Below are 21,797 nucleotides of genomic sequence, written 5' to 3' on the forward strand. Positions count from 1 at the left end.
GAAATCATTGTTGTCAATTTATGTGGCAGTTACTGAATTATGTTGATGCCTTTTTGGCATCGTTTTCATCACAGCAAAAGCCAGGAAGACAAAAAATGGGTGTAGCACAATTATGAAATCTTATTTATTTCTATCTTATTGTTATTTAATATTTTTTTACCTTAAATGATTTTCATTGATTAAAATTGAAAATCTTTTGCAAATTATTTGTTGGGATTTTTAATAAAAAAGAGATTAATATCATTCATAATTGAATTAGTTCAAAAAATGGCTAGTCTACATTTACCTAAAAAAGGAACTGTTATGCTTTGGAAGAATACTTCCAACCAGTTTGGTCACTTATCTGTCCTTTTACATTGGCTGGTTGCATTGGTCGTATATGGCATGTTTGCGCTAGGACTGTGGATGGTGACATTAGGGTATTACGATACGTGGTATCACAAAGCACCTGAAATTCATAAAAGCATCGGGATGTTGCTGTTTATCATGATGGCTGTGCGTGTTATCTGGCGTTTTGTTTCTCCACCACCCAAGCCATTAGCCAGTTATAGTCGTCTGATTAGAGTCAGTGCTGTTTTAATGCATATTTTGTTGTATATCTTACTGTTTGGCATTTTGATTAGTGGTTATTTAATTTCGACCGCTGATGGGCAGCCGATTTCTGTTTTTGACTGGTTTATTGTTCCGGCCACATTAATCGGTCAGGGCGAACAGGCGGATACTGCCGGAATGATTCATCTTTACCTTGCTTGGGCAGTGGTAATTTTATCGTTATTACATGCTGTTGCAGCATTAAAACACCATTTTATTGACCGTGATGCAACCTTAAAGCGGATACTGGGTTTCCGTCCTGAATAATATAAAAGACGATTATGGAGAAGAATATGTTGAAGAAGACGTTACTTGGCCTGACTGCGGGTGCATTGTTACTAAATGCAAGTTCTGCATTAGCTGCCAATTATAAAATTGATATACCCGGCCAGCACGCCTTTATTGGATTTCGCATTCAGCATTTGGGGTATAGCTGGCTATATGGGACATTTAAAGATTTTGATGGCTCTTTCACATTTGATGAGCAAAATCCGGCTGAAAATAAAGTTAATGTGACGATCAAAATAGCCAGTTTGGACACTAACCACGCCGAACGTGATAAACACCTGCGTAGTAAAGATTACTTTAATACAGAGAAATACCCTGAAGCAAAATTCACGTCAACTGAAGTGAAAAAAGAGGGGGAGAAATATGTTGTTACGGGTGATCTGACTTTAAACGGTGTGACAAAGCCGGTGGTACTGAATGCAGAGCTGATGGGTGAAGGTAAAGACCCGTGGGGTGGCTACCGCGCAGGTTTTGAAGCTTCTGGTAAAATCAAACTGAAAGATTTTAATTTCAAAGCAGATTTGGGACCTAAATCACAGGAAGCGGATTTATTGATTTCTATCGAAGGTGTTCGGGAAAAGTAATACGCTGATGACTTAGCTCGTTAGTGCAATTTATTAAGGGCTGCGCATTGCGTGGCCTGTTTTATGGATAGGCAAAACCTTCTTTTCAGTTGATGTCATAGATGATGCTGTTATTATATACAGATTTATGCAATTGGTTGATTGTATGTGGTTTTTGGGTAGACCAGTTTTAAACTTTTTGTTGGCAATCTTAGCGACGAGCGTGGCTATTGATGGGGGCTGTGGCACTTCCTGACCAATTGGGTTTCAATGAAAAAATTAAAGTTTGTGATCTGTATCAATTATAATGATCTTTATATCGATAGTTAATTTTAATATTGTAATTTTTGCTTTCTATGTTTTTTATAGAATATTAATTTTATGTTGTAATAATAAATTTATGGTTATTTTTGATTTTAAATAATTTTAATGAATCACTAGAATAAAAAAATAAGACTCTTCTTTTTAATTCCCTAATCTAATTATTTTAGAAAACCAGAATTGCCATTAATTCCTATTCCGTGTGGAAATTGCGTAAAATGGTTACAGTAAATTATTGGTAGATAGTGTTTCTTGCATGGAGCAGTTATTTATTACTACAAAGTGGACGTTTCACACATCAGATTGCTGTTGATTTATAAAAAAGGTATACAGGACGATCTGAGTGAATCAGAAAAGAAAATCTTGAGAGACTTAAATGGGAGGTGGTAAAGATGGATAGTAAATTGTTTGCTAGGTTGACTGAAAGCATGACACAGATGAATGAGATCATTAACGGTGAACGTGCGCCATCTCGTGAAACTAACCCTAATAGGAAATCGGTTAACACCGGGATAAAATGAGTTGTATACCCTATGGATTTCAAGATGGATCGCGACGGCAAGGGAGAGAATCCCCGGGAGCATAGGTAACGATGTGACCGGGGTGAGCGAGTGCAACCAACAAAGAGGCAACTTGAAAGATAACGGGTATATAAGACAGTTAATATATCAGGTACTTAATTCAGACTGAATCATTAATCAAACGATTAATTGAAAGATTAAATAGATGGTATTATTGGTGGCTAGGTAATCAGTGTTAACGATATGTTTTAATTAAAAATTAACATATTGAATGTTTGATGTCATAACCTTAAGTGGAAAATAAGTGGAGGTCAGACTGTTTTATATATCGTGGATTGCTATTCTTGGGGAGTAGGCTATTTTTATAATTTTATCCTTCATGAAATTTACAATAACTTAATCTTTTATTGAATTTGTAACACTTTCTTACAAAATCTACTTTTTGTAAATGAAAAAAATGGAAATTTTTTCTTGCTATTTTGTGATGGTTTAATAATTATAACTTAAACTCCGTCACCTAGGCAGTATGAAGGAAATTTCAACTTCTGTTCCCTTTATTCAAAGGGACTCATTGATGGGAATACATTTCTGCCTTCCTGTCATTCAACTCACTATTATTCACGGCATAAGCGGTGCTTTTTGTCGATGGTAATAGGATTTTTATTACCTTATTTTGGGTGAAGAAATCAATCATTTCCATTTTCTGGCAGGATATTTATGTTGAAAAATATCATACGACAAGGTGACAAAACCTCTCACGGTGGTTCGGTGTTAGCCGGTGATGAGCGTTTTCAGGTTTTGGGCAAAGGTGTGGCGCGGATTAACGATCCGGTGTCCTGTCCAAAGTGTGGCGGGCATCAATCCATTGCAGAAGGAACTTCGTCCGCAGTCGGGACCAATCAACAAAGGCTCGCACTGGAAGGCATGAAAACCTCTTGTGGGGCTATCTTGATCGCTTCGCAAACACTTTTCCAGATAAAAATCATGTAGGAGAGCGTGTTGGGATTTTCAACACATGATGTTTGGGCTGCGTGCCTATCTGTAACGTTAATTGTAAGGAAATAGTATCAATGAGCAAATTAAGCCCACTCGATTGTCTTGACTGTAAAAACATGCTGAAAAACTGGATAGAATTTCAGTTGGTGGATGAACAGGGGAAACCCTTGGTCAATATGCCTTATCGATTGAAAATCCGTGGAAATCCGCTGCTGGGACGTAAAGGGGTTACCGATGGCAATGGATTACTAAGGGAAGAAGATATGCCGTCCCATCCGGTAACTTTGTATATCGGTGCCCAACCGCTGGCCGATGAGATGGAGCAGCGTCCGTTGCGGGAAATACGCGGTGAAGAGGCTTCTGTGGTGAAGCCAAAAGCGGAAGCTGAAGGCTATCAATATCGCTATGTGACTATCGGGCAGATTAGTGATGGATTGCCAGCACTAGATGATTGGAATGATCCCAACAAAATTCCACCTCCCTATCATTTCCCGGACCCGGAGCCAAAAGGCTATCAGGTTCATCCGGTGAATCAACGGTATGTTCTGGAAGTATGTCCTTTCCGGGCCTGGGTTTTGCTGCTACATCATCAGAAGGAGTATTCCATTATGAATGCTTATAACCAGTGTTTGATGAGTGTGCTGGCTTACGCAGATGAAGATGTTAATGTAGCAGGCTCTGTTAAACACTTTTTTAATCGGCAAATGGTAGATGTTTCAAAATTGCCCTATAAAGTGGAGGAATTGTCGGCAACGCCTGTAGTTTACGATATGCCGTTTAGTGAACGTTATACTCGGATAGAATTTATTAATTCGAAAACAGGAGATAATAAGCAGGGTAATACCCAGTTGTTTTATGTCACCAGTAAAAATGATGTGATTGTCAGTTGGCGGGGTACAGCCAGTACAGAGGATGTTCTGACAGATGCTACATATCAGCCTTTGAGGTTAGATTGCAATGAAAAAGCCCTATGCAGCGGGTTTATTTATAGCGGCAAAGTACATAAAGGGTTTTGGGAGGCATTTAATTTGGTTAGCAAGTTAAGAGTTCCCAGTGATACGGATCAAGAAGTATTCACCGATATTACTAAGTTGGTTAAAAATAAAAGACTATTTATCTGTGGTCATAGTTTAGGAGGCGCACTAGCATTATTGCACTGTGCACAACTAAAAGAACATAATCCATGTTTTTACAGCTATGGAATGCCACGGGTATTAACAATCAGTGCAGTACGGGAACTAACTGATATCATCCATTATCGCCATGTGAATGAAGATGATCCTATTCCTTCTTTACCACCGAAAAAAATCTGGATAACTGGCTATATGATTGTTGGGGACCTCTAGGCTATCTATTCAGCCCTGTTGAATTGCTGGATTTTACCAAAAGTGGTGAAGTCTTCCTGCATCATGGAAAAATAGTACACTTTTGTAAAATCAATCTGGTTATTGAATGGCAGGAAGAGCGTAATCCAAGCAACTATATACGACTCAGAACTACCTTACCCACTAAAACAAAACTGTATTTAATTCCGTCGCTAAACCGTGAAACCGAAAATAATCTAAAGGATGCAGGTGAGATTCAGAAAGGATTTTTTAAACAGATAAGCGATTCTGATAAGGCCAAATGGTTTCCGCTGAACGAAAACCCAACTTTAAAAGATGCCTTAGGTTTCCCTGATCACAGTTCATTAAAATACGCCCGTTACATTGGTGCACGACTAGCAGAACTGGTTGCACCGAGTAAATACCATTTTTTCCGAGATCAAGAACAGTTATTTGAAAAAACACTGAATGAGAAGCCCGATATTGTTGCAGATATTCGGCAGCGCGATACATTATTTTTACAGATGGACCATCACTTAAAGCAAGCATTGATTTGCACTCAGCAGGATAAACAAGGACCGTTAGCCTTAACACGCTATATAGATAACGCTGTAGGAATTGAGGAACAGTTACCATGATAAATATTAAACAATACTTATCTGTCTTATCCGTAATTTTAATATCAGGTTGTGCTGATCCTAATGAGCCGCTTTCTCCGCCCAAAGAGAATCAATGGATCACCGTGGAAGGGGTAGCACCAAAATATACCGAACCTCATGTGTCCGCAGAATATATCTCAAAAGATTGCCTTGAATATCAGATGCATGCTGATATGTCACCTTATAAGGTGCCTACCTATAATGGGCTTCGCCTGAAAGTAAAGGCCGATCCACAAACCGGTTACTTTCAGGCGAAACTACCTTTCAATGGCGGAGGCCGATGTAAATGGAAAATTAACCGGGCCTTTGTATCAATCAGTTATACTGATGTTCATCATCTGGTAAAAGATGCGGTGCCTTATGGGGGAACAGGTTTAATCGCATTTATCAATGATGCAGTCCAGACGAATATTAGTGAAATGCCCGCATCGAATACGATTGATTTTAGCCCGGTTATTTACCCTGTTTTAGAAATAGTTGAAGGATTTCCAAAAAGCGTATCCTTACAAGGTGAAGTATTAAAAATGCGTCCTTTTCGACTCATGTTAACTCCAGGAGCTAAATGGAAAATTATTTTTAAACCTAAGCTGGATGAAACCAAAATGGCTAAGGTCACTGTGACTAATGGGAAAGGTGAATGGGTTGAATATCCTAATGGAAGAATTGACCTCCATCGCCAAACGATAGACTACTGGAAAATAAAATAACGTCACCAAGGCCATATTACTAATTTACTTAAACACCAACATCAGAAATAAGGAGTCCATACGAACGATGGATTACACTTTCTCTGTCATATTACCGATTTGCCGGAGAAAACTTTTGCGGTAGCTGAATTTTCTCTACAGAAAGTCGGCGGTCATTTTATCCGGTTAACCCCCGGTGGTATTCCCGTCCTGAAAATTGTGGTCCCGGTGGGAGTGAACAACCCTTTGTTCTGGGTAGTCATTTGCTGCATGCCTGGCATCATTCCGATTACGCCCTGAAAGGGAAAGTATTTGTGATCAGTAGTGATATGTGGGAAAACCACGGTGAATTAGCTGAAAAACTGAATGAGCCAGAGGGACGGTTAGCGGAACAGATTATTAATTGGCTAAAAGCGCGTTTAGAAAGCGGAGATGATATTAGTAACCTGATCAGTGCAGACTATTTGCAGACGCTTGATGAACAATATACGACCGCTGGATAGTGTCTAACATCTTGCGAATTTATGGAGGTTATTGAAAGAGTGGTTGTGTTGGTGCCATCAAATTTCATTTTGTTACAAATCGAGAGTATCATTTGAGGCTTGAAGCGGCGGCAAGCCTTTAAAGCTCTTGGGCTGTTTAGCGCCAATTTATAGCATCTTAACTGGGATAATATGACACATTTTTCTTCTATTGTTGAATTACAGGATTTAGTGGCTGATCTGGCAATATTTGAGCAAAAATTGGTACGGTTCAAACAGCGGCTTAATTTGAATGTTGAGCAATATCAAGCAGATCATGTCTCCTTACGTTGCCACGATATCTCTGTAGCCGAGCGCTGGCGTAAAGGTTTTTTGCAATGTGGCAGTTTGATGTCAGAAAGTATCATTAATGGACGTCCAATCTGCTTGTTTGATTTAGAACACCCAATTGCAGTGCTTAATTGGCAAATCGATTGTGTTGAATTGCCCTATCCTGGTAAGAAAACTTACTTGCATCAGGGATGGGAACATGTGGAACTAGTGCTGCCGGTGGCGCCTGAGATTTTATCAACAGCAGCAAAAGCATTATTACCGCAACCTTTGCCAACAGGTTTTTTTGTCAAAGAGAATCAACCCAAAGGGGAACAAGAGCGATTGCCTAATCCTACTTTAGCTGTCACTGATGGCGAGATCACCGTCAAGTTTCACCCATTTACATTGCGTGAAATTGTTAAAAGTGAATGCCTGGCTACATAAGTTAAAGTGATATCGTTATGTGAGGCTGGCAAGAAACTCTAGTGCCTGCGGGTGGCGTTCCACCATTTTAATCAGTAACACAGCTTGTTTATTTGGTTTAGCCCGCCCCTGTTCCCAATTCTGGTATGTCGTCTCACCGGTATGCAGGTACTGGGCAAAAACAGCTTGAGAAATATTCAGTTTACTTCGGATGGATTTCAACTCATCTGGATTGATGGAGATATCATTTTTTAACCTCCTCTTATGCGTTTTCAATGTGAGTTTGCCTTCATTAGCCTCTTCCCAAGCTTTCATTGCTTCATTGAGTTCTGCAAATAGATCACGGTTCATTTATGCTCCCTTTTTCCTTCGGGAATCAGTAAAACGTACTTTACGTAATCCGCCGGTATGTTGGATTACGTCCCCTGCTGTTGGATTTTTCAGCAATATATTTTGGAAGGTTCGAAACTCCTCATCACTCAGGTAGTTATGGCGGTAACGTTCAAAAGGTGGTAATTCAATAAAAACAGCTTCCATCACTTATCCATCTGTCCCCAACTTGAGTATAATATACACCCAAGTTGGGGATAGTTAAATAGAATCAACCCAAAGGGGAACAAGAGCGGTTGCCTAATCCTACTTTAGCTGTCACTGATGGTGAGATCACCGTCAAGTTTCACCCATTTACATTGCGTGAAATTGTTAAAAATGAGCACCAGTCGGCAAAATTAACTTTTTCGTCCTTGTGATCCAGATAAAAATTCTGACCTTGTGATTTCCTACAAATCATCGGCAATAATTAGATGTCATAGTTAGTGAGTTGAACTACTGAATCGCGTAGATTCATTGATTGCTCGTTAATAACTGGGTGTCCAAGGAACTTCTGATGACAAAGTTAGAAATTTGTTGTTTTAGCGTGGGTTGCGCATTAATCGCACAACAGGCGGGTGCTGACCGGATAGAGCTTTGCGCCAGTCAGGCGGAAGGGGGATTAACACCGAGTTTTGGTACATTGAAGCAGGCTATTGAGCAATTAACTATTCCTGTATATCCCATTGTACGTCCAAGAAGTGGTGATTTTTGCTACAGTCACTCAGATTTTGAGGTGATGAAAAATGATGTTGCTCAGATCCGTGATATGGGATTTATGGGCGTCGTTTTTGGTGTATTAGATGAAGAAGGACATATTGATTTGCCCCGTATGCAACAATTGATGGCATTGTCTGGCAATATGGCCGTCACTTTTCACCGTGCATTTGATATGTGTTTTAATCCTTATGTGGCATTGGATCAACTTACTCAACTTGGTATTAAACGAATATTGACTTCCGGCCAGCAACAGAATGCCGAATTGGGATTACCCTTATTGAAAGAGCTGCATCAAGCCAGTCAAGGGCCAATTATTATGGCGGGGGCGGGTGTTCGTATGAGTAATATTCATAAATTTATCGATATCGGGTTAACGGAAGTTCACAGTTCGGCAAGTCGGATTATGCCTTCTACCATGACCTATCGCAAAGCAGGGGTGACGATGAGCGCGGACAATGAGGTGGATGAGTTTTCACATTATTGTGTTGATGGTGGTGTGGTCGAGGTGATGAAAGGGATGCTGAGTCTGACTTTATTTGAGTAAAATCTATTATGGACTGGCCCAACTTTGGGCCAGTTGACAAAATCAGGGCTTACGGGCGATGAGTACCGCCCGTAGAGGAGCGGGATAACCCTCAATGGTTTTACTGCTATCCGCAGGATCGAGGAAGTCAGATAGCGATTCAGTTTTCATCCAATCTGTACGACGTTGTTCTTCCGTGGTTGTGACTGCCTGATCGACAATTTTTACATCGACAAAACCGCACTTCTCCAGCCAAATTTTCAACATTTTTGCCGAAGGGATGAAATAGACGTTGCGCATTTGAGCATAACGTTCACCGGGGATTAAACAGGTATGTTCATCTCCTTCAACAACCAGACTTTCCAGTACTAACTCACCCTCAGATACTAGTTGGTTTTTCAACTGCCAGAGATGGTCAAGGGGAGAGCGGCGGTGATAGAGAACACCCATCGAGAAAACCGTATCGAAAGCGGCCAGTGCCGGTAATTGTTCAATGCCCAGAGGTAAAAGATGGGCACGTTGATCATTGCCAAGTAACTTTCTGACAGCTTCAAATTGGCAGAGGAAGAGCTGAGTTGGATCGATACCAACGGCAAGTTCAGCCCCTTCACCCACCATCCGCCACAGGTGATAACCACTGCCGCAACCAACATCAAGAATTGTCCGGCCGGTTAATGGAGAAATATGGGGCAGTACCCGATCCCACTTCCAATCTGAACGCCATTCAGTATCAATATTTACGCTATAAAGAGAGAATGGGCCTTTGCGCCACGGCGTGAATACTCGCAATATATTAGTAAGGCAAATTTTTTCACCTTCGGATAGGGGCGGATCGCGTTCTGCGATCACGCCATTTTTCAGATCTAATTGGGTCGGTGAAATTTCGGGTAGGTTTTCCAGGGTTTTTACCCATGGTTTAAAATTACCGTGCAGGGCCGCTTTTTGCCATTCTTGCAGTTGAGCAGGAAGGCAATTAAGCCAATGCTGGAGGTTATTTTTTGCAATAAGTTGATAAAAATTACCGAAATCGATCATTTATCGGCTCCTTTTATCGCTAGCAGTGAACCAAAGTTAAAACACTGAAACCAGACTTCAACGTGGTTAAAACCGGATTGGTGGAGACGGGATTTGTGTGTTTCTACAGAATCAGTCAACATGACATTTTCAAGCATGCTGCGTTTCTGGCTGATTTCCAGTTCGCTATATCCGTTAGCACGCTTAAAATCGTGGTGCATATTAAACAGTAACTCACCAATCTGTTGATCTTCAAAGCTGAATTTCTCTGATAAAACTAAAACACCCCCCGGACGTAATCCCTGATAAATCCGGTTAAGTAAACCTTGTCGATCTTGCGGGTTGAGGAATTGTAAGGTGAAATTCAGTACGACCATCGAAGCATTTTGAATATCGATATTAAGAATATCGGCTTCAATGACTTCAACCGGTGTTTGTGCCCGGAAAGCATCGATATGGCGACGACAGCGTTCCACCATTGCCGGGGAATTATCAACGGCGATAATTTTGCAGTTTTCAGCGGCAATATTGCGGCGCATGGCCAAGGTTGATGCGCCCAGAGAACAACCCAGGTCATAAATTTGACTGTTTGATGTCACGAAACGACCGGCCAGTATACCAATCATGGAAACAATATTTGAATAACCTGGCACGGAGCGTTGGATCATATCAGGGAAAACTTCGGCTACCCGTTCATCGAAACGCCAGTCTCCCAGATTGGCAATGGGCGTGGCAAACAGGCTATCCCTTTGATGGTAAGGATCTTGATTTGACATAACAGCATTAATTATCAGAAAAAATAGAAGGTGGCATTCTAACAGATGTAAAGCTTGACCTTGAACCAATTTTCTCTGTGCTTAAAAGTAGTGAATAATGGAAATATTTGAGGAAGTTAAGTGTTGTACAAAAATCATATCATGGCGCGATCAATCCTTGATTTCATGAGTCAGTCAGCATTAGAGGAGCTTTGGGTTTTATATAAAAAAGTAAAGATGCATTGAAAAGCACCTTTAAATGACCTATTGTTTGCTTACGTAAAAGAGTGAGGTGGTGTATGGCATATCAAATCTTAACAAACTTAGCGGCAAGTATTACCGATTTGAAACGTAACCCAATGGGGACATATTTGCAGGGGGAAGGTGAGGCGGTCGCAATCCTGAATCGGAATGAACCTGCGTTTTATTGTGTGCCTCCTGAATTATTCGCCTACTATCAGGAGCTAGCAGAGAATGCCGCACTAAACAAAATTGCAGATGAACGTTTAGAAGATGCTGAATTTGTTAGTGTGAACCTAGATGATCTATAGTCTGGAATTTGAAAAGCGGGCCTTAAAAGAGTGGAAGAAGCTAGGTCATCCAATTAAGGAGCAGCTAAAGAAAAAATTGGCTGAACGCTTAGAAAATCCTCATGTGCCGTCAGCAAGATTAAGTGGGCGAGCGAATCGATACAAAATTAAATTGCGGTCTTCTGGCTACCGCTTAGTTTATGAAGTGAATGACAATAAGATTATCTTGCTGGTAATTGCTATTGGTAAACGGGCCGGAGATGCGGTTTATACTCTCGCCAATGAGAGGTAAAAAAACCAACACTTGCTCGCTTTGCATGTCAACGTTGGAAAGTCTTCCTTACATGGGGAACAGCTATGGTTAGAATAATAGGCAGCAGAGTTTGCTGCCTGTTATTTCAGCGCTAGTACTATTAGATTAGTAGAGAGAAAATATCTGTTCCCAAGGCAAGTAGTAAATATTTGTCATCACCATTAATACGATTGAGAGATAAGTTGCTACCATGCCTGAACGTCGCCAGCGGAGTTCACGGTGGTGCAGACCATAATAATGCAAGACTCTGCCGGTGAGCAGAATCAAACCACAGACATGTATCATCCAGACATTTGAGCCGTTCATCTCCATCATGACCAGCAATAACATAGAGATAGGAATATATTCCACAGCATTACCGTGGATGCGGATCGCTGTTTGTAATTCGTAAAAACCACCGTCTCCATATGAGACACGATATTGTGTTCTTAACTTAACCACATCAAAAGACAGCTTAATCAATAATAGTGCGCCCAACACAACATAAAGCGAGCTAACCATTTTTAACTCCATTGCCTAACCGAAATTGGCCAATTAAGTTATGATAAACCCCAAAAATAAAACTGTCGCTATAAATAGATGGGAATTGAAAATAAATTGCCCGATTATCAGACATCAAGCAATGGTATAGCATCGGAATATTACCTGCCCTTATCTCTGAGCAGAATTTCCATTATAATGGCGACCTTTTTTGACACTTCATGACATTTTTCAAGTTCAAGAACGATGCCAAAATTTCCGCAGCAACAGCACAACAGCCGAGTAAAAGGATATTGTATGCGTACTGATTATTGTGGGCAGTTGAATCTGACCCATGAAGGCCAGAAGGTGACTCTTTGTGGTTGGGTAAACCGCCGCCGTGATCTGGGTGGCTTGATTTTTATTGATATGCGTGATCGTGAAGGGATTGTTCAGGTGTTTTTTGACCCGGATCAGCAAGCCGCATTTTCTCAGGCTGCTGAACTGCGTAATGAATTCTGTATTCAAATCACCGGTACTGTACGCGCCCGTCCTGACAGTCAAATCAATAAAGATATGGCTACCGGTGAAATAGAGGTTTTTGCGGAAAGTTTAAATATTATCAACCGCTCCGAACCTTTGCCTTTGGATAGCAATCAGACGAACAGTGAAGAGCAGCGTCTGAAATATCGTTATATTGATCTGCGTCGGCCTGAAATGGCAAATCGTCTGAAAGCACGTGCTAAAATCACCAGTTTTGTTCGTCGTTTCATGGATAATCAGGGTTTCCTGGATATTGAAACGCCGATGCTGACGAAAGCAACCCCCGAAGGTGCTCGTGATTATTTGGTGCCGAGTCGTGTTCATAAAGGCAAATTTTATGCCCTGCCTCAATCCCCACAGTTATTTAAACAATTGCTGATGATGTCTGGTTTTGACCGTTATTATCAAATTGTTAAATGCTTCCGTGATGAAGATTTGCGTGCGGATCGTCAGCCAGAATTCACCCAGATCGATGTGGAAACTTCCTTTATGACTGCTGAGCAGGTAAGGGAAATGATGGAAAAAATGATCCGCGAATTGTGGCTTGAAATTGAAGGTGTTGATCTGGGGCATTTCCCTGTGATGACGTTTGCCGAAGTGATGCGTCGTTTCGGTTCTGATAAACCTGATCTGCGTAACCCATTGGAGTTGGTTGATGTTGCTGATCTGGTTAAAGATGTGGAATTTAGTGTTTTTGCTGAACCGGCGAATGACAGTAAAGGCCGCGTAGCCGTAATTCGGGTACCAGGTGGCTCTGAACTGAGCCGTAAGCAGATTGATGAATATGGCAAATTCGTTGGGATTTATGGCGCAAAAGGGCTGGCGTGGATAAAAGTCAATGCGCGTGCTGCCGGTCTGGAAGGGGTTCAAAGTCCGATAGCCAAGTTCCTGAATGCAGAGGTGATTGAAGGTCTGCTTTCCCGTACCGGTGCACAGGATGGCGATATTTTGTTCTTCGGTGCTGGTAATGTAAAAGTGGTCACTGATGCTTTGGGAGCGTTGCGTCTGAAATTAGGGCGCGATCTGAGCCTGACAAAATTGGATAGCTGGCGGCCACTGTGGGTTATCGACTTCCCCATGTTCGAAAATGATGGGGAAGGTGGCCTGACCGCTATGCACCATCCGTTTACTTCACCGTGTAATATGTCAGCGGCGGAGTTGGAGCAAGATCCGGTTTCGGCTATTGCCAATGCTTACGATATGGTGATTAACGGCTACGAAGTGGGTGGTGGCTCAGTGCGTATTCACCGTAATGAAATGCAACAAGCGGTGTTCCGTATTTTGGGCATTAATGAGCAGGAACAGCAGGAGAAATTTGGCTTCTTGCTGGATGCACTGAAATTTGGTACGCCTCCCCATGCAGGTTTGGCATTTGGTCTTGACCGTTTGGTGATGTTGCTGACAGGAACGGATAACATCCGTGATGTTATCGCATTCCCTAAAACTACCGCTGCCGCTTGTTTAATGACGGAAGCGCCAAGTTATGCCAATTCGGCGGCCCTTGAAGAGTTATCAATCTCTGTTGTTGCTAGAAAAGAGAGTGAATAATGGCTTATAAGCGCCCCGAGTCTGTGCTGGTGGTTATTTATGCGTTTTCCAGCCGACGGGTGCTAATGTTACAGCGGCGGGACGATCCTGATTTTTGGCAGTCTGTAACTGGCAGCCTTGATGGAGATGAAACGCCGTGGGAGACAGCATTACGTGAAGTGCAAGAAGAAGTCGGTATTGATATTATAGGTGAAAATCTTGAACTGATAGATTGCCGGCGTTCTCTTTATTATGAGATTTTTACCCACTTGCGCCATCGCTATGCCCCAGGAGTCACCCGCAATAAAGAGTACTGGTTCTGTCTGGCATTGCCGGAAGAGCGAGAATGCCTGTTGACTGAACATCAAGCTTATCAGTGGCTGGATGCGGATAAAGCAGTAAAGCTCACTAAGTCGTGGAGCAATCGGCAGGCGATTGAAGAGTTTGTTATTGAATAAGTTTATTAGACGTTTTATCGGAGAACCTTATGGCAGGTCATAGTAAATGGGCCAACACCAAGCACCGCAAAGCTGCGCAGGATGCGAAACGCGGTAAGATTTTCACCAAAATTATCCGGGAGCTAGTAACGGCAGCCCGTCTGGGTGGTGGAGATCCGGCATCTAACCCACGTCTGCGCGCTGCAATTGATAAAGCACTGTCCAACAACATGACCCGCGATACTCTGAACCGTGCTATCGCCCGTGGTGTCGGCAACGATGAAGCGGATAACATGGAAACCATCATTTATGAAGGTTATGGTCCGGGGGGAACGGCGGTGATGGTTGAGTGTCTGAGTGATAACCGTAACCGTACTGTTTCTGATGTTCGTCATGCTTTCACTAAAACCGGTGGTAATCTGGGTACTGATGGCTCGGTTGCTTATTTGTTCACCAAAAAAGGGGTGATTTCTTACGCGCCAGGGCTGGACGAAGATGCGGTTATGGAAGCAGCGTTGGAAGCCGGCGCTGATGATGTAGAAACCTATGATGATGGCGCGATTGATGTTTACACCACACCAGAAACGTTTGGTTACGTGAAAGATGCGTTAGATGCCGCCGGTTTTGTGGCTGAATCAGCGGAAGTTTCGATGATTCCTTCCACTAAAGCGGAATTGGATGCGGAAACCGCACCTAAATTATTGCGCTTGATTGATATGTTGGAAGATTCAGACGACGTACAAGAGGTTTACCATAACGGTGAAATCTCTGATGAAGTTGCTGCTTTGCTGTAATTTCAATCGGGTTGTATACCCAATGGATTTCAAGATGCATCGCGACGGCAAGGGAGCGAATCCCCGGGAGCAATAGATAACTATGTGACCGGGGTGAGTGAGTGCAGCTAACAAAGAGGTAACTTGAAGGATAACGGGTATATAGCGTAGAGAAAGTGTGCTGTGGTACAGGACACTTTCTCTAACGTTTTTATCTCCTTATATTAAAGGTGATAATCAAAGGCGAATAAACAGAATATGGCGATTATCTTAGGTATCGACCCGGGTTCCCGCGTCACTGGCTATGGTGTGATCCGTCAGCAGGGGCGTCATTTGAGCTACCTTGGCAGCGGTTGTATCCGAACAAAAGTTGATGATCTGCCTAACCGGTTGCAGCGTATTTATGCAGGTATTCTTGAAATTATTACGCAATTTCAACCGGATGCTTTTGCCATCGAACAAGTTTTTATGGCGAAAAACGCCGATTCAGCGCTGAAATTAGGGCAAGCGCGAGGAGTTGCTATTCTTGCCGCTGTCAATCAATCTGTGCCGGTTTTTGAATATGCTGCCCGACAGGTTAAACAGACGGTTGTGGGAACCGGGGCGGCTGAAAAAAGTCAGATTCAGCATATGGTGCGTTCTATGCTGAAATTATCTGCTAATCCGCAATCCGATGCGGCAGATGCATTGGCGATTGCGATAACCCATTGTCACTTTAATCAGAATCTTTTGCGGGTTGGTGATCCCAGATTAATCCTGGCGCGTGGACGTTTAAGATAACGGCTGGATATGCATCCAGCTTTTTTTATGTTATAACCATAAATAGAACAATCAGTTGTATTTTTTAGGGGATAAACGAGTGATAGGGCGTCTCAGAGGAATTGTGCTGGAAAAACAACCACCTTTGGTTTTACTGGAAACGAATGGCGTTGGTTATGAAGTTCATATGCCAATGACCTGTTTTTATGAATTGCCTGATGCTGGACAGGAAACTGTTCTATTTACTCACTTTATTGTGCGTGAAGACGCGCAATTACTTTATGGTTTTAATGATAAGCAGGAGCGGGCGCTATTCCGTGAATTAATTAAAGTGAATGGTGTAGGGCCTAAATTGGCGTTGGCTATTCTTTCGGGCATGTCTGCGCAGCAATTTGTCTCTGCTATTGAACAAGAGGCGATCGCTTCTCTGGTTAAACTGCCGGGTGTAGGTAAGAAAACCGCTGAACGGCTGGTGGTTGAAATGAAAGATCGCTTTAAAGGGCTGAATGGCGATCTCTTCAATCAGAGCAGTGATATTAATTTGCCGGCAACGGCCAAACAGACAACTTCTGACGCTGATAGCGAAGCGGAAGCCGCTGCGGCATTAGTTTCATTGGGTTACAAACCACAGGAAGCCAGCCGCATGGTAAATAAAGTCGCTAAACCGGGGGCGGATTGTGAAACACTTATCCGCGAAGCGCTTCGCGCTGTTCTCTAAGTTACAGGGGTAAGCCATGATTGAAGCTGACCGTCTGGTTTCTGCGGAAGTTTTGCCAGATGATGAAGCCGTTGACCGCGCCATCAGACCTAAATTGTTGTCTGAATATGTCGGACAACCGCAGGTCTGTGAGCAGATGGAGATTTTTATTCAGGCTGCCAGACAGCGTGGTGATGCTCTTGACCATCTACTGATTTTTGGTCCGCCGGGATTGGGGAAAACAACGCTGGCGAATATTGTTGCCAATGAGATGGGTGTTAATCTTCGCACAACTTCAGGCCCGGTGTTGGAAAAAGCGGGTGATTTGGCGGCAATGCTGACCAATCTTGAACCGCACGATGTGTTGTTTATCGATGAAATTCACCGCTTATCGCCGGTAGTGGAAGAAATTCTTTATCCAGCAATGGAAGATTACCAGCTGGATATTATGATTGGCGAGGGGCCGGCAGCCCGTTCGATTAAAATTGATTTGCCACCTTTTACCCTGATTGGGGCTACTACTCGCGCAGGTTCTTTGACTTCTCCATTGCGTGATCGATTCGGTATCGTACAGCGTCTTGAATTTTATAATGTGGACGATTTGCAAAGTATCGTTTCTCGCAGCGCTCGTTTTATGGGGGTAGCGATCACTGACGAGGGTGCCCGGCAAGTTGCCATGCGTTCTCGTGGAACGCCGCGGATTACAAATCGTTTACTGCGCCGGGTACGTGATTTTGCTCAAGTAAAAGGGAATGGTGCGATTGATGGCAATATTGCCACCAGAGCGCTGGATATGTTGAGCGTAGATGCTGCCGGTTTTGATTATCTGGATCGTAAATTACTGATTGCTATCATTGATAAATTTATGGGCGGGCCGGTTGGGGTAGATAATCTTGCCGCTGCTATTGGTGAAGAGCGGGAAACGATTGAAGATGTGCTGGAACCCTTTTTGATTCAACAGGGTTTTATTCAACGCACTTCCCGTGGACGAATTGCCACCGAACATGCTTATCGCCATTTTGGTATGGTCAGAGATCAGGAATGACTTGTTTAATTACCTGAAAAATCGGGATGGGTACTCCCCGCAAGGGAAACCTATCCCCTATGGATTTCAAGATGCATCGAGACGGCCAGGGAGCGAATCCCCGGGAGCATAGATAACTATGTGACCGGGGTGAGTGAGTGCAGCCAACAAAGAGGCAACTTGAAAGATGACGGGTATATCCCGTTCTCCTGATAACTGGGTTATCCCCACTCAGTGGATCAATTTTTTGCTTTACTGATCAGGCTGATAATGAACATCACCGCAGCACATAGCACGACAGAAGGCCCTGCTGGTGTGTCGTAAACGGCGGAGAAAGCTAATCCACCGGTGACGGCAAGCGTACCAACCGTAATAGCAATACCGGCCATTTGCTCCGGTGTACGGGCAAAACGGCGAGCAGTGGCGGCCGGGATAATGAGCAGGGAGGTGATAATCAGTGCGCCGACAAACTTCATTGCCAAGCCGATTGTCAACGCGGTTACCAGCATTAACAGCACTCTTAACCGCTGTATTTTAATTCCATCCACAAAAGCCATTTCTTGACTGACGGTGATAGAGAGCAAGGCGTTCCATTGCCAGAACAGGAGCGTGGTGACCATGGTGACACCGATGGCAATCAACCAAATATCTTCATAGGTGACTGATAACAAATCACCAAACAGATAAGCCATCAAATCAACTCGCACATTAGACATTAAACTGACAACCACTAGCCCTAATGATAATGCGCTGTGAGCCATAATCCCCAACAAAGTATCGATTGCCAGTTGAGGACGTTTCTCCAGCCAAACTAAAATAATTGCCAGTATCAAGGTGACGGCGATAATTGTGTAAAAAGGGCTAATATTTAGCAATAATCCGAAAGCAACGCCCAGTAATGAAGCATGAGCCAGAGTATCGCCAAAATAGGACATTCTGCGCCAGACAACAAATGAGCCTAATGGCCCGGCAGCAATAGCCAATAATACGCCGGCCAACCAACCGGGGAATAATAATTCGATCATGAGTGGCATTCCCTGTTATTTTCCAAGCTAATTTTCCCTTTCAGATCATGGTGATGGTCGTGTTGGTGGCGGTATATTGCCAATTGTTCAGCACCATGATGACCAAACATCGCGATAAATTCAGGGTGAGTTGAAACAACTTCAGGTGTGCCGGAACAACAAATATGTTGATTAAGGCATAAAACTTCGTCTGTTTTCGCCATGACCAGATGCAAATCATGGGAAACCATCAGTACAGCGCAATGCAATTCGGTCCTGATTTGATTGATTAAATCATAAAGTGCTAATTGACCATTAACATCGACCCCTTGTGTTGGTTCATCAAGGACGAGTAATTGAGGTTGATTTAATAGTGCTCTGGCTAATAAAACCCGTTGGCTTTCCCCACCGGATAATTTTTGCATGGGCTGTTGCAATAGATGAGCAGCATTTACTCGTTCAAGTGCCGGCAAGATATCGCCAGATTTTACCCCGGGTTTTAGCATCATGAAGCGTTTAACTGTCAATGGCAGGGTGGGGTCAAGATGCAACTTCTGTGGAACATAGCCGATTTTCAATCCATCGGTATGTTCAATAGTGCCGGATGATGGCTCAATAAGCCCTAAAACAACGCGGACTAAAGTTGATTTACCGGCACCATTAGGACCTAGCAACGTCAGAATATTTCCTCGTTGCAAATGTAGAGAGATATTGTTTAATACCCGACGATCGCCGAAATTAACAGCAATATTTTTTAAAGTGATGAGTGTCGACATGTTAAATATATCTTGCGTGAACATTGAGATGTTATAATATAACAATTCTGGTTTCTGTCCACGAGATATTTACATTATGTTACACAAATCATATAAACTAGCGCACAAGTTTCTCTGCAAGACCGCGATTACTGCTGTTTTTATGTCAGGAACGATACAATCGGTTAATGCCGATGTTGTGACATCAATCCGTCCGTTGGGTTTTATTGCTGCGGCAATAACTGAAGGTGTAACTGATACGCAGGTGCTGTTACCTGATGGGGCATCACCGCATGATTATGCATTGAAACCGTCTGATCTTAAGAAAGTTAATCAGGCAGATTTAGTTGTGTGGGTTGGACCTGAGATGGAAATCTTTTTGTCTAAACCGTTAGCCAAAGTTCCACAAAATAAACAGTTAGTTTTAGCACAATTGCCAACGATTAGGCCATTATTGCTGAAAAATAATGAAGATTTACCCAAATCGGATCAACATAAACATGAAGATGGTCATGAACATCATTCTCATGGTGAATATAATATGCACATCTGGTTATCACCAGAAATAGCAAAACAGGTCGCACAGGGGATTTATGACCAATTACAAGCGCGTTATCCGCATAAAAAAGCAGCGCTGGACGTAAACCTACGTAAATTCAATACTCAGCTTGCGCAAACTGACAAAAATATTGCTAATATTCTTAAGCTGGTGCGTGGTAAGGGGTATTTTGTTTTTCACGATGCTTATGGCTATTTCGAGCAGCATTATGGCCTGACGCCATTAGGACATTTTACGATTAATCCTGAAATACAACCTGGCGCACAAAAATTACATCATATACGAACACAATTGGTTGAGCAGAAAGCAACCTGCATTTTTGCTGAGCCACAATTCAGGCCGACCGTTATTAATGCTGTGGCGAAGGGTACGGGAGTGCGCATGGGCACTTTAGATCCGTTAGGAGGCCGCGTCGTATTGGATAAGGACAGCTATATGAAATTTATAACTCAGTTGTCGGAACAGTACGCGGGTTGCCTGAATTAAAGTAATAAGGAATTCAATGAGTGCAACAGATAGTTAAAACTATCGTTCTGGTGTATAAGGAGTTACCGCGACCGCATAAAATTATGTTGGGTTCGCTGACTGTAGCAACATTGGTTGTCACTATGTGGCAACCTATTGCTTATCATCATGAACAAGAAGAAACAACAGTCGGCAGCATCGCCATCAACCTTCCCGTAGATAGTGATGAGATTATTGCAGATAGCAGTGAACAGCTACCGGACGAGGGTATTCCTGATGAAGAGACGAACTCAGAGGTCTCGGCTCAAACTCCGCATGAATATATTGTCTCCGACGGTGACACCCTCAGTAATATTCTGACCCAATTTGGTATCGACTCTTCTGATGTAGCGTTACTCGCGAGTCAGCATAAAGCGTTACGGGGATTGAACATTGGTCAGCCATTGTCATGGACAGTCAATGAAGCGGGTGACTTGCAAACGCTGACTTGGGGTGTTTCCCGCCGTGAAATGCGCATTTATACCCGTGAAGGCGATCTGTTTAAAGAAACAAAAGAGTTTCAAAAAGGGGAGTGGAAAAACAGCGTCGTCGTTGGCGTTGTTGATAGTAACTTTACCAGTAGTGCTTTAAATGCCGGCTTAACCAGCAGTGAAGCACGTGAAGTCACTAAGGCACTGCAATGGCAAATTGATTTGCGTAAATTACATGAAGGTGATCGTTTCTCTGTATTGCTATCCCGTGAAATGTTGGATGGTCACAGTGAACAGAGCCAATTACTTGGTGTTCGCTTAAATAGTGGTGGTAAAGATTATTATGCTATCCGGGCGGAAGATGGGCGTTTTTATGATCGTCAAGGTTCCGGTCTGGAGCGCGGTTTTTTGCGTTTTCCAACCACCAAGCAATTTCGGGTATCTTCCCAATTTAATCCTCGGCGTGTGAATCCAGTTACTGGTCGGGTTGCGCCGCATAAAGGTGTGGATTTTGCCATGCCGGTGGGAACGCCTGTTTTGGCGGTGGGTGACGGTGAGGTGATTGTCTCCAAATATAACGGAGCAGCAGGTAACTTTATTGCCATTCGCCATGGCCGCCAATATACCACGCGTTATATGCACTTGAGAAAGCTGCTGGTGAAATCAGGGCAGAAGGTAAAACGGGGTGATCGTATTGCGTTGTCCGGTAGCACTGGTCGTTCTACGGGCCCACATTTGCATTATGAATTCTGGATCAATCAGCAGGCGGTAAACCCATTAACGGCGAAATTACCGCGTTCTGGAGGTTTGAGTGGTAAAGAACGCACAGAATTCCTGGCAACGATAAAAGAGGTAACGCCCCAGCTTCTGTTAGATTGAGTTTAATTGTTCATTAGTAACAGACTTTAAAGCGGATGATTGATATCATCCGCTG

At 42.9% G+C, this 21,797-nt stretch carries 27 protein-coding genes and 5 pseudogenes; 24 read left to right on the plus strand and 8 right to left on the minus strand.

The window, feature by feature from the left end:
• The 12 genes and pseudogenes from CKY02_RS16390 to CKY02_RS16435 form a co-directional block, all read left to right on the plus strand.
• Window positions 1-116, plus strand: a pseudogene (locus CKY02_RS16390) (IS630 family transposase); the annotation flags it as partial.
• A 187-nt stretch (window positions 117-303) separates the two neighbouring features.
• Complete coding sequence (locus CKY02_RS16395; RefSeq protein ID WP_112896162.1) at window positions 304-858, plus strand: cytochrome b; 555 nt, start codon at window positions 304-306, stop codon at window positions 856-858.
• Window positions 859-884: 26 nt separating this feature from the next.
• Window positions 885-1,463, plus strand: coding sequence for a YceI family protein (locus CKY02_RS16400; protein WP_112896127.1), 579 nt, complete (start codon window positions 885-887; stop codon window positions 1,461-1,463).
• 564 nt (window positions 1,464-2,027) lie between these two features.
• Window positions 2,028-2,153 (plus strand): annotated as a pseudogene (locus CKY02_RS25820) (type II toxin-antitoxin system RelE/ParE family toxin); the annotation flags it as partial.
• Window positions 2,154-2,155: 2 nt separating this feature from the next.
• Window positions 2,156-2,239, plus strand: a pseudogene (locus tag CKY02_RS16410) (transcriptional regulator); the annotation flags it as partial.
• Between the two features lie 46 nt (window positions 2,240-2,285).
• On the plus strand, window positions 2,286-2,453 hold the full coding sequence (locus CKY02_RS24795; RefSeq protein WP_167405321.1) for a hypothetical protein: 168 nt from the start codon (window positions 2,286-2,288) through the stop codon (window positions 2,451-2,453).
• A 548-nt stretch (window positions 2,454-3,001) separates the two neighbouring features.
• Entirely contained in the window at window positions 3,002-3,274 is a 273-nt protein-coding gene (locus CKY02_RS16415; protein WP_112896128.1) for a PAAR domain-containing protein, read from the plus strand.
• A gap of 80 nt (window positions 3,275-3,354) precedes the next feature.
• Window positions 3,355-4,626: a lipase family protein gene (locus CKY02_RS16420; RefSeq protein WP_338015701.1), complete on the plus strand. Its 1,272-nt coding sequence runs from the start codon at window positions 3,355-3,357 to the stop codon at window positions 4,624-4,626.
• A 23-nt stretch (window positions 4,627-4,649) separates the two neighbouring features.
• Window positions 4,650-5,243: a hypothetical protein gene (locus CKY02_RS26550; RefSeq protein WP_338015702.1), complete on the plus strand. Its 594-nt coding sequence runs from the start codon at window positions 4,650-4,652 to the stop codon at window positions 5,241-5,243.
• Complete coding sequence (locus tag CKY02_RS16425) at window positions 5,240-5,971, plus strand: hypothetical protein (RefSeq protein WP_112896129.1); 732 nt, start codon at window positions 5,240-5,242, stop codon at window positions 5,969-5,971. Before CKY02_RS26550 ends, CKY02_RS16425 begins: the two co-directional genes overlap by 4 nt.
• Before the next feature lie 242 nt (window positions 5,972-6,213).
• On the plus strand, window positions 6,214-6,453 hold the full coding sequence (locus CKY02_RS16430) for a hypothetical protein (protein WP_193493147.1): 240 nt from the start codon (window positions 6,214-6,216) through the stop codon (window positions 6,451-6,453).
• Window positions 6,454-6,624: 171 nt separating this feature from the next.
• Window positions 6,625-7,188: a VOC family protein gene (locus CKY02_RS16435; RefSeq protein WP_112896130.1), complete on the plus strand. Its 564-nt coding sequence runs from the start codon at window positions 6,625-6,627 to the stop codon at window positions 7,186-7,188.
• A gap of 15 nt (window positions 7,189-7,203) precedes the next feature.
• Here CKY02_RS16435 and CKY02_RS16440 read toward each other — a convergent pair whose 3' ends face one another.
• On the minus strand, window positions 7,204-7,518 hold the full coding sequence (locus tag CKY02_RS16440) for a helix-turn-helix domain-containing protein (protein ID WP_112896131.1): 315 nt from the start codon (window positions 7,516-7,518) through the stop codon (window positions 7,204-7,206).
• Window positions 7,519-7,524: 6 nt separating this feature from the next.
• Window positions 7,525-7,704 (minus strand): annotated as a pseudogene (locus CKY02_RS16445) (toxin); the annotation flags it as partial.
• Between the two features lie 62 nt (window positions 7,705-7,766).
• Here CKY02_RS16445 and CKY02_RS16450 point away from each other — a divergent pair.
• Both CKY02_RS16450 and cutC read left to right on the plus strand, forming a co-directional pair.
• Window positions 7,767-7,916: pseudogene (locus CKY02_RS16450) on the plus strand (VOC family protein); the annotation flags it as partial.
• Between the two features lie 137 nt (window positions 7,917-8,053).
• Window positions 8,054-8,800, plus strand: coding sequence for a copper homeostasis protein CutC (gene cutC, locus CKY02_RS16455; protein WP_112896132.1), 747 nt, complete (start codon window positions 8,054-8,056; stop codon window positions 8,798-8,800).
• 42 nt (window positions 8,801-8,842) lie between these two features.
• On the opposite strand, the gene cmoB is transcribed toward cutC, so the two are convergent.
• Together cmoB and cmoA are read right to left on the minus strand one after the other, a co-directional pair.
• Window positions 8,843-9,814 (minus strand): tRNA 5-methoxyuridine(34)/uridine 5-oxyacetic acid(34) synthase CmoB, encoded by a 972-nt coding sequence (gene cmoB, locus CKY02_RS16460; RefSeq protein WP_112896133.1) that lies wholly within the window; start codon window positions 9,812-9,814, stop codon window positions 8,843-8,845.
• The gene (gene cmoA / locus CKY02_RS16465; RefSeq protein WP_112896163.1) at window positions 9,811-10,569 is read right to left on the minus strand and encodes a carboxy-S-adenosyl-L-methionine synthase CmoA; all 759 of its coding nucleotides are present in this window, start codon (window positions 10,567-10,569) and stop codon (window positions 9,811-9,813) included. The genes cmoB and cmoA overlap by 4 nt, the downstream gene beginning before the upstream one ends.
• A gap of 278 nt (window positions 10,570-10,847) precedes the next feature.
• Between cmoA and CKY02_RS16470 the strand changes: the two genes are divergently transcribed.
• Together CKY02_RS16470 and CKY02_RS16475 are read left to right on the plus strand one after the other, a co-directional pair.
• Window positions 10,848-11,099: a type II toxin-antitoxin system Phd/YefM family antitoxin gene (locus tag CKY02_RS16470; protein WP_112896134.1), complete on the plus strand. Its 252-nt coding sequence runs from the start codon at window positions 10,848-10,850 to the stop codon at window positions 11,097-11,099.
• Window positions 11,089-11,370, plus strand: a complete 282-nt coding sequence (locus CKY02_RS16475) for a type II toxin-antitoxin system RelE family toxin (protein ID WP_112896135.1) — start codon at window positions 11,089-11,091, stop codon at window positions 11,368-11,370. Before CKY02_RS16470 ends, CKY02_RS16475 begins: the two co-directional genes overlap by 11 nt.
• A 126-nt stretch (window positions 11,371-11,496) precedes the next feature.
• On the opposite strand, the gene CKY02_RS16480 is transcribed toward CKY02_RS16475, so the two are convergent.
• The gene (locus tag CKY02_RS16480; RefSeq protein ID WP_112876061.1) at window positions 11,497-11,892 is read right to left on the minus strand and encodes an MAPEG family protein; all 396 of its coding nucleotides are present in this window, start codon (window positions 11,890-11,892) and stop codon (window positions 11,497-11,499) included.
• Between the two features lie 276 nt (window positions 11,893-12,168).
• On the opposite strand from CKY02_RS16480, the gene aspS reads away from it, so the two are divergent.
• The 6 genes from aspS (at window position 12,169) to ruvB (ending at window position 17,631) form a co-directional block, all read left to right on the plus strand.
• Complete coding sequence (gene aspS / locus CKY02_RS16485) at window positions 12,169-13,941, plus strand: aspartate--tRNA ligase (protein WP_112896136.1); 1,773 nt, start codon at window positions 12,169-12,171, stop codon at window positions 13,939-13,941.
• A complete protein-coding gene (gene nudB, locus CKY02_RS16490; RefSeq protein WP_112876059.1) occupies window positions 13,941-14,378 on the plus strand; it encodes a dihydroneopterin triphosphate diphosphatase in 438 nt (145 codons plus the stop codon). The genes aspS and nudB overlap by 1 nt, the downstream gene beginning before the upstream one ends.
• A gap of 29 nt (window positions 14,379-14,407) precedes the next feature.
• Entirely contained in the window at window positions 14,408-15,151 is a 744-nt protein-coding gene (locus CKY02_RS16495; RefSeq protein WP_112896137.1) for a YebC/PmpR family DNA-binding transcriptional regulator, read from the plus strand.
• Window positions 15,152-15,388: 237 nt separating this feature from the next.
• Window positions 15,389-15,910 (plus strand): crossover junction endodeoxyribonuclease RuvC, encoded by a 522-nt coding sequence (gene ruvC / locus CKY02_RS16500; RefSeq protein ID WP_112896138.1) that lies wholly within the window; start codon window positions 15,389-15,391, stop codon window positions 15,908-15,910.
• A gap of 79 nt (window positions 15,911-15,989) precedes the next feature.
• A complete protein-coding gene (gene ruvA, locus CKY02_RS16505; protein ID WP_112896139.1) occupies window positions 15,990-16,607 on the plus strand; it encodes a Holliday junction branch migration protein RuvA in 618 nt (205 codons plus the stop codon).
• A gap of 16 nt (window positions 16,608-16,623) precedes the next feature.
• A complete protein-coding gene (ruvB, locus tag CKY02_RS16510) occupies window positions 16,624-17,631 on the plus strand; it encodes a Holliday junction branch migration DNA helicase RuvB (RefSeq protein WP_112876056.1) in 1,008 nt (335 codons plus the stop codon).
• A 66-nt stretch (window positions 17,632-17,697) separates the two neighbouring features.
• On the opposite strand, the gene CKY02_RS24800 is transcribed toward ruvB, so the two are convergent.
• From CKY02_RS24800 to znuC, 3 genes are read right to left on the minus strand one after another with little or no spacing between them, the layout of a single operon-like run.
• A complete protein-coding gene (locus CKY02_RS24800; protein WP_162120257.1) occupies window positions 17,698-17,841 on the minus strand; it encodes a hypothetical protein in 144 nt (47 codons plus the stop codon).
• Between the two features lie 8 nt (window positions 17,842-17,849).
• Window positions 17,850-18,635, minus strand: coding sequence for a zinc ABC transporter permease subunit ZnuB (gene znuB / locus CKY02_RS16515; protein WP_112896140.1), 786 nt, complete (start codon window positions 18,633-18,635; stop codon window positions 17,850-17,852).
• Window positions 18,632-19,390, minus strand: coding sequence for a zinc ABC transporter ATP-binding protein ZnuC (gene znuC / locus CKY02_RS16520; RefSeq protein WP_112876054.1), 759 nt, complete (start codon window positions 19,388-19,390; stop codon window positions 18,632-18,634). The genes znuB and znuC overlap by 4 nt, the downstream gene beginning before the upstream one ends.
• 76 nt (window positions 19,391-19,466) lie before the next feature.
• Here znuC and znuA point away from each other — a divergent pair, with 76 nt between their 5' ends.
• Both znuA and mepM read left to right on the plus strand, forming a co-directional pair.
• On the plus strand, window positions 19,467-20,414 hold the full coding sequence (gene znuA / locus CKY02_RS16525; RefSeq protein ID WP_112896141.1) for a zinc ABC transporter substrate-binding protein ZnuA: 948 nt from the start codon (window positions 19,467-19,469) through the stop codon (window positions 20,412-20,414).
• Window positions 20,415-20,434: 20 nt separating this feature from the next.
• Window positions 20,435-21,742: a murein DD-endopeptidase MepM gene (mepM, locus tag CKY02_RS16530; RefSeq protein ID WP_112896142.1), complete on the plus strand. Its 1,308-nt coding sequence runs from the start codon at window positions 20,435-20,437 to the stop codon at window positions 21,740-21,742.
• Window positions 21,743-21,797: the final 55 nt, after the last annotated feature.

The organism is Photorhabdus bodei (genome assembly GCF_003287735.1).
Taxonomy (GTDB): domain Bacteria; phylum Pseudomonadota; class Gammaproteobacteria; order Enterobacterales; family Enterobacteriaceae; genus Photorhabdus; species Photorhabdus kayaii.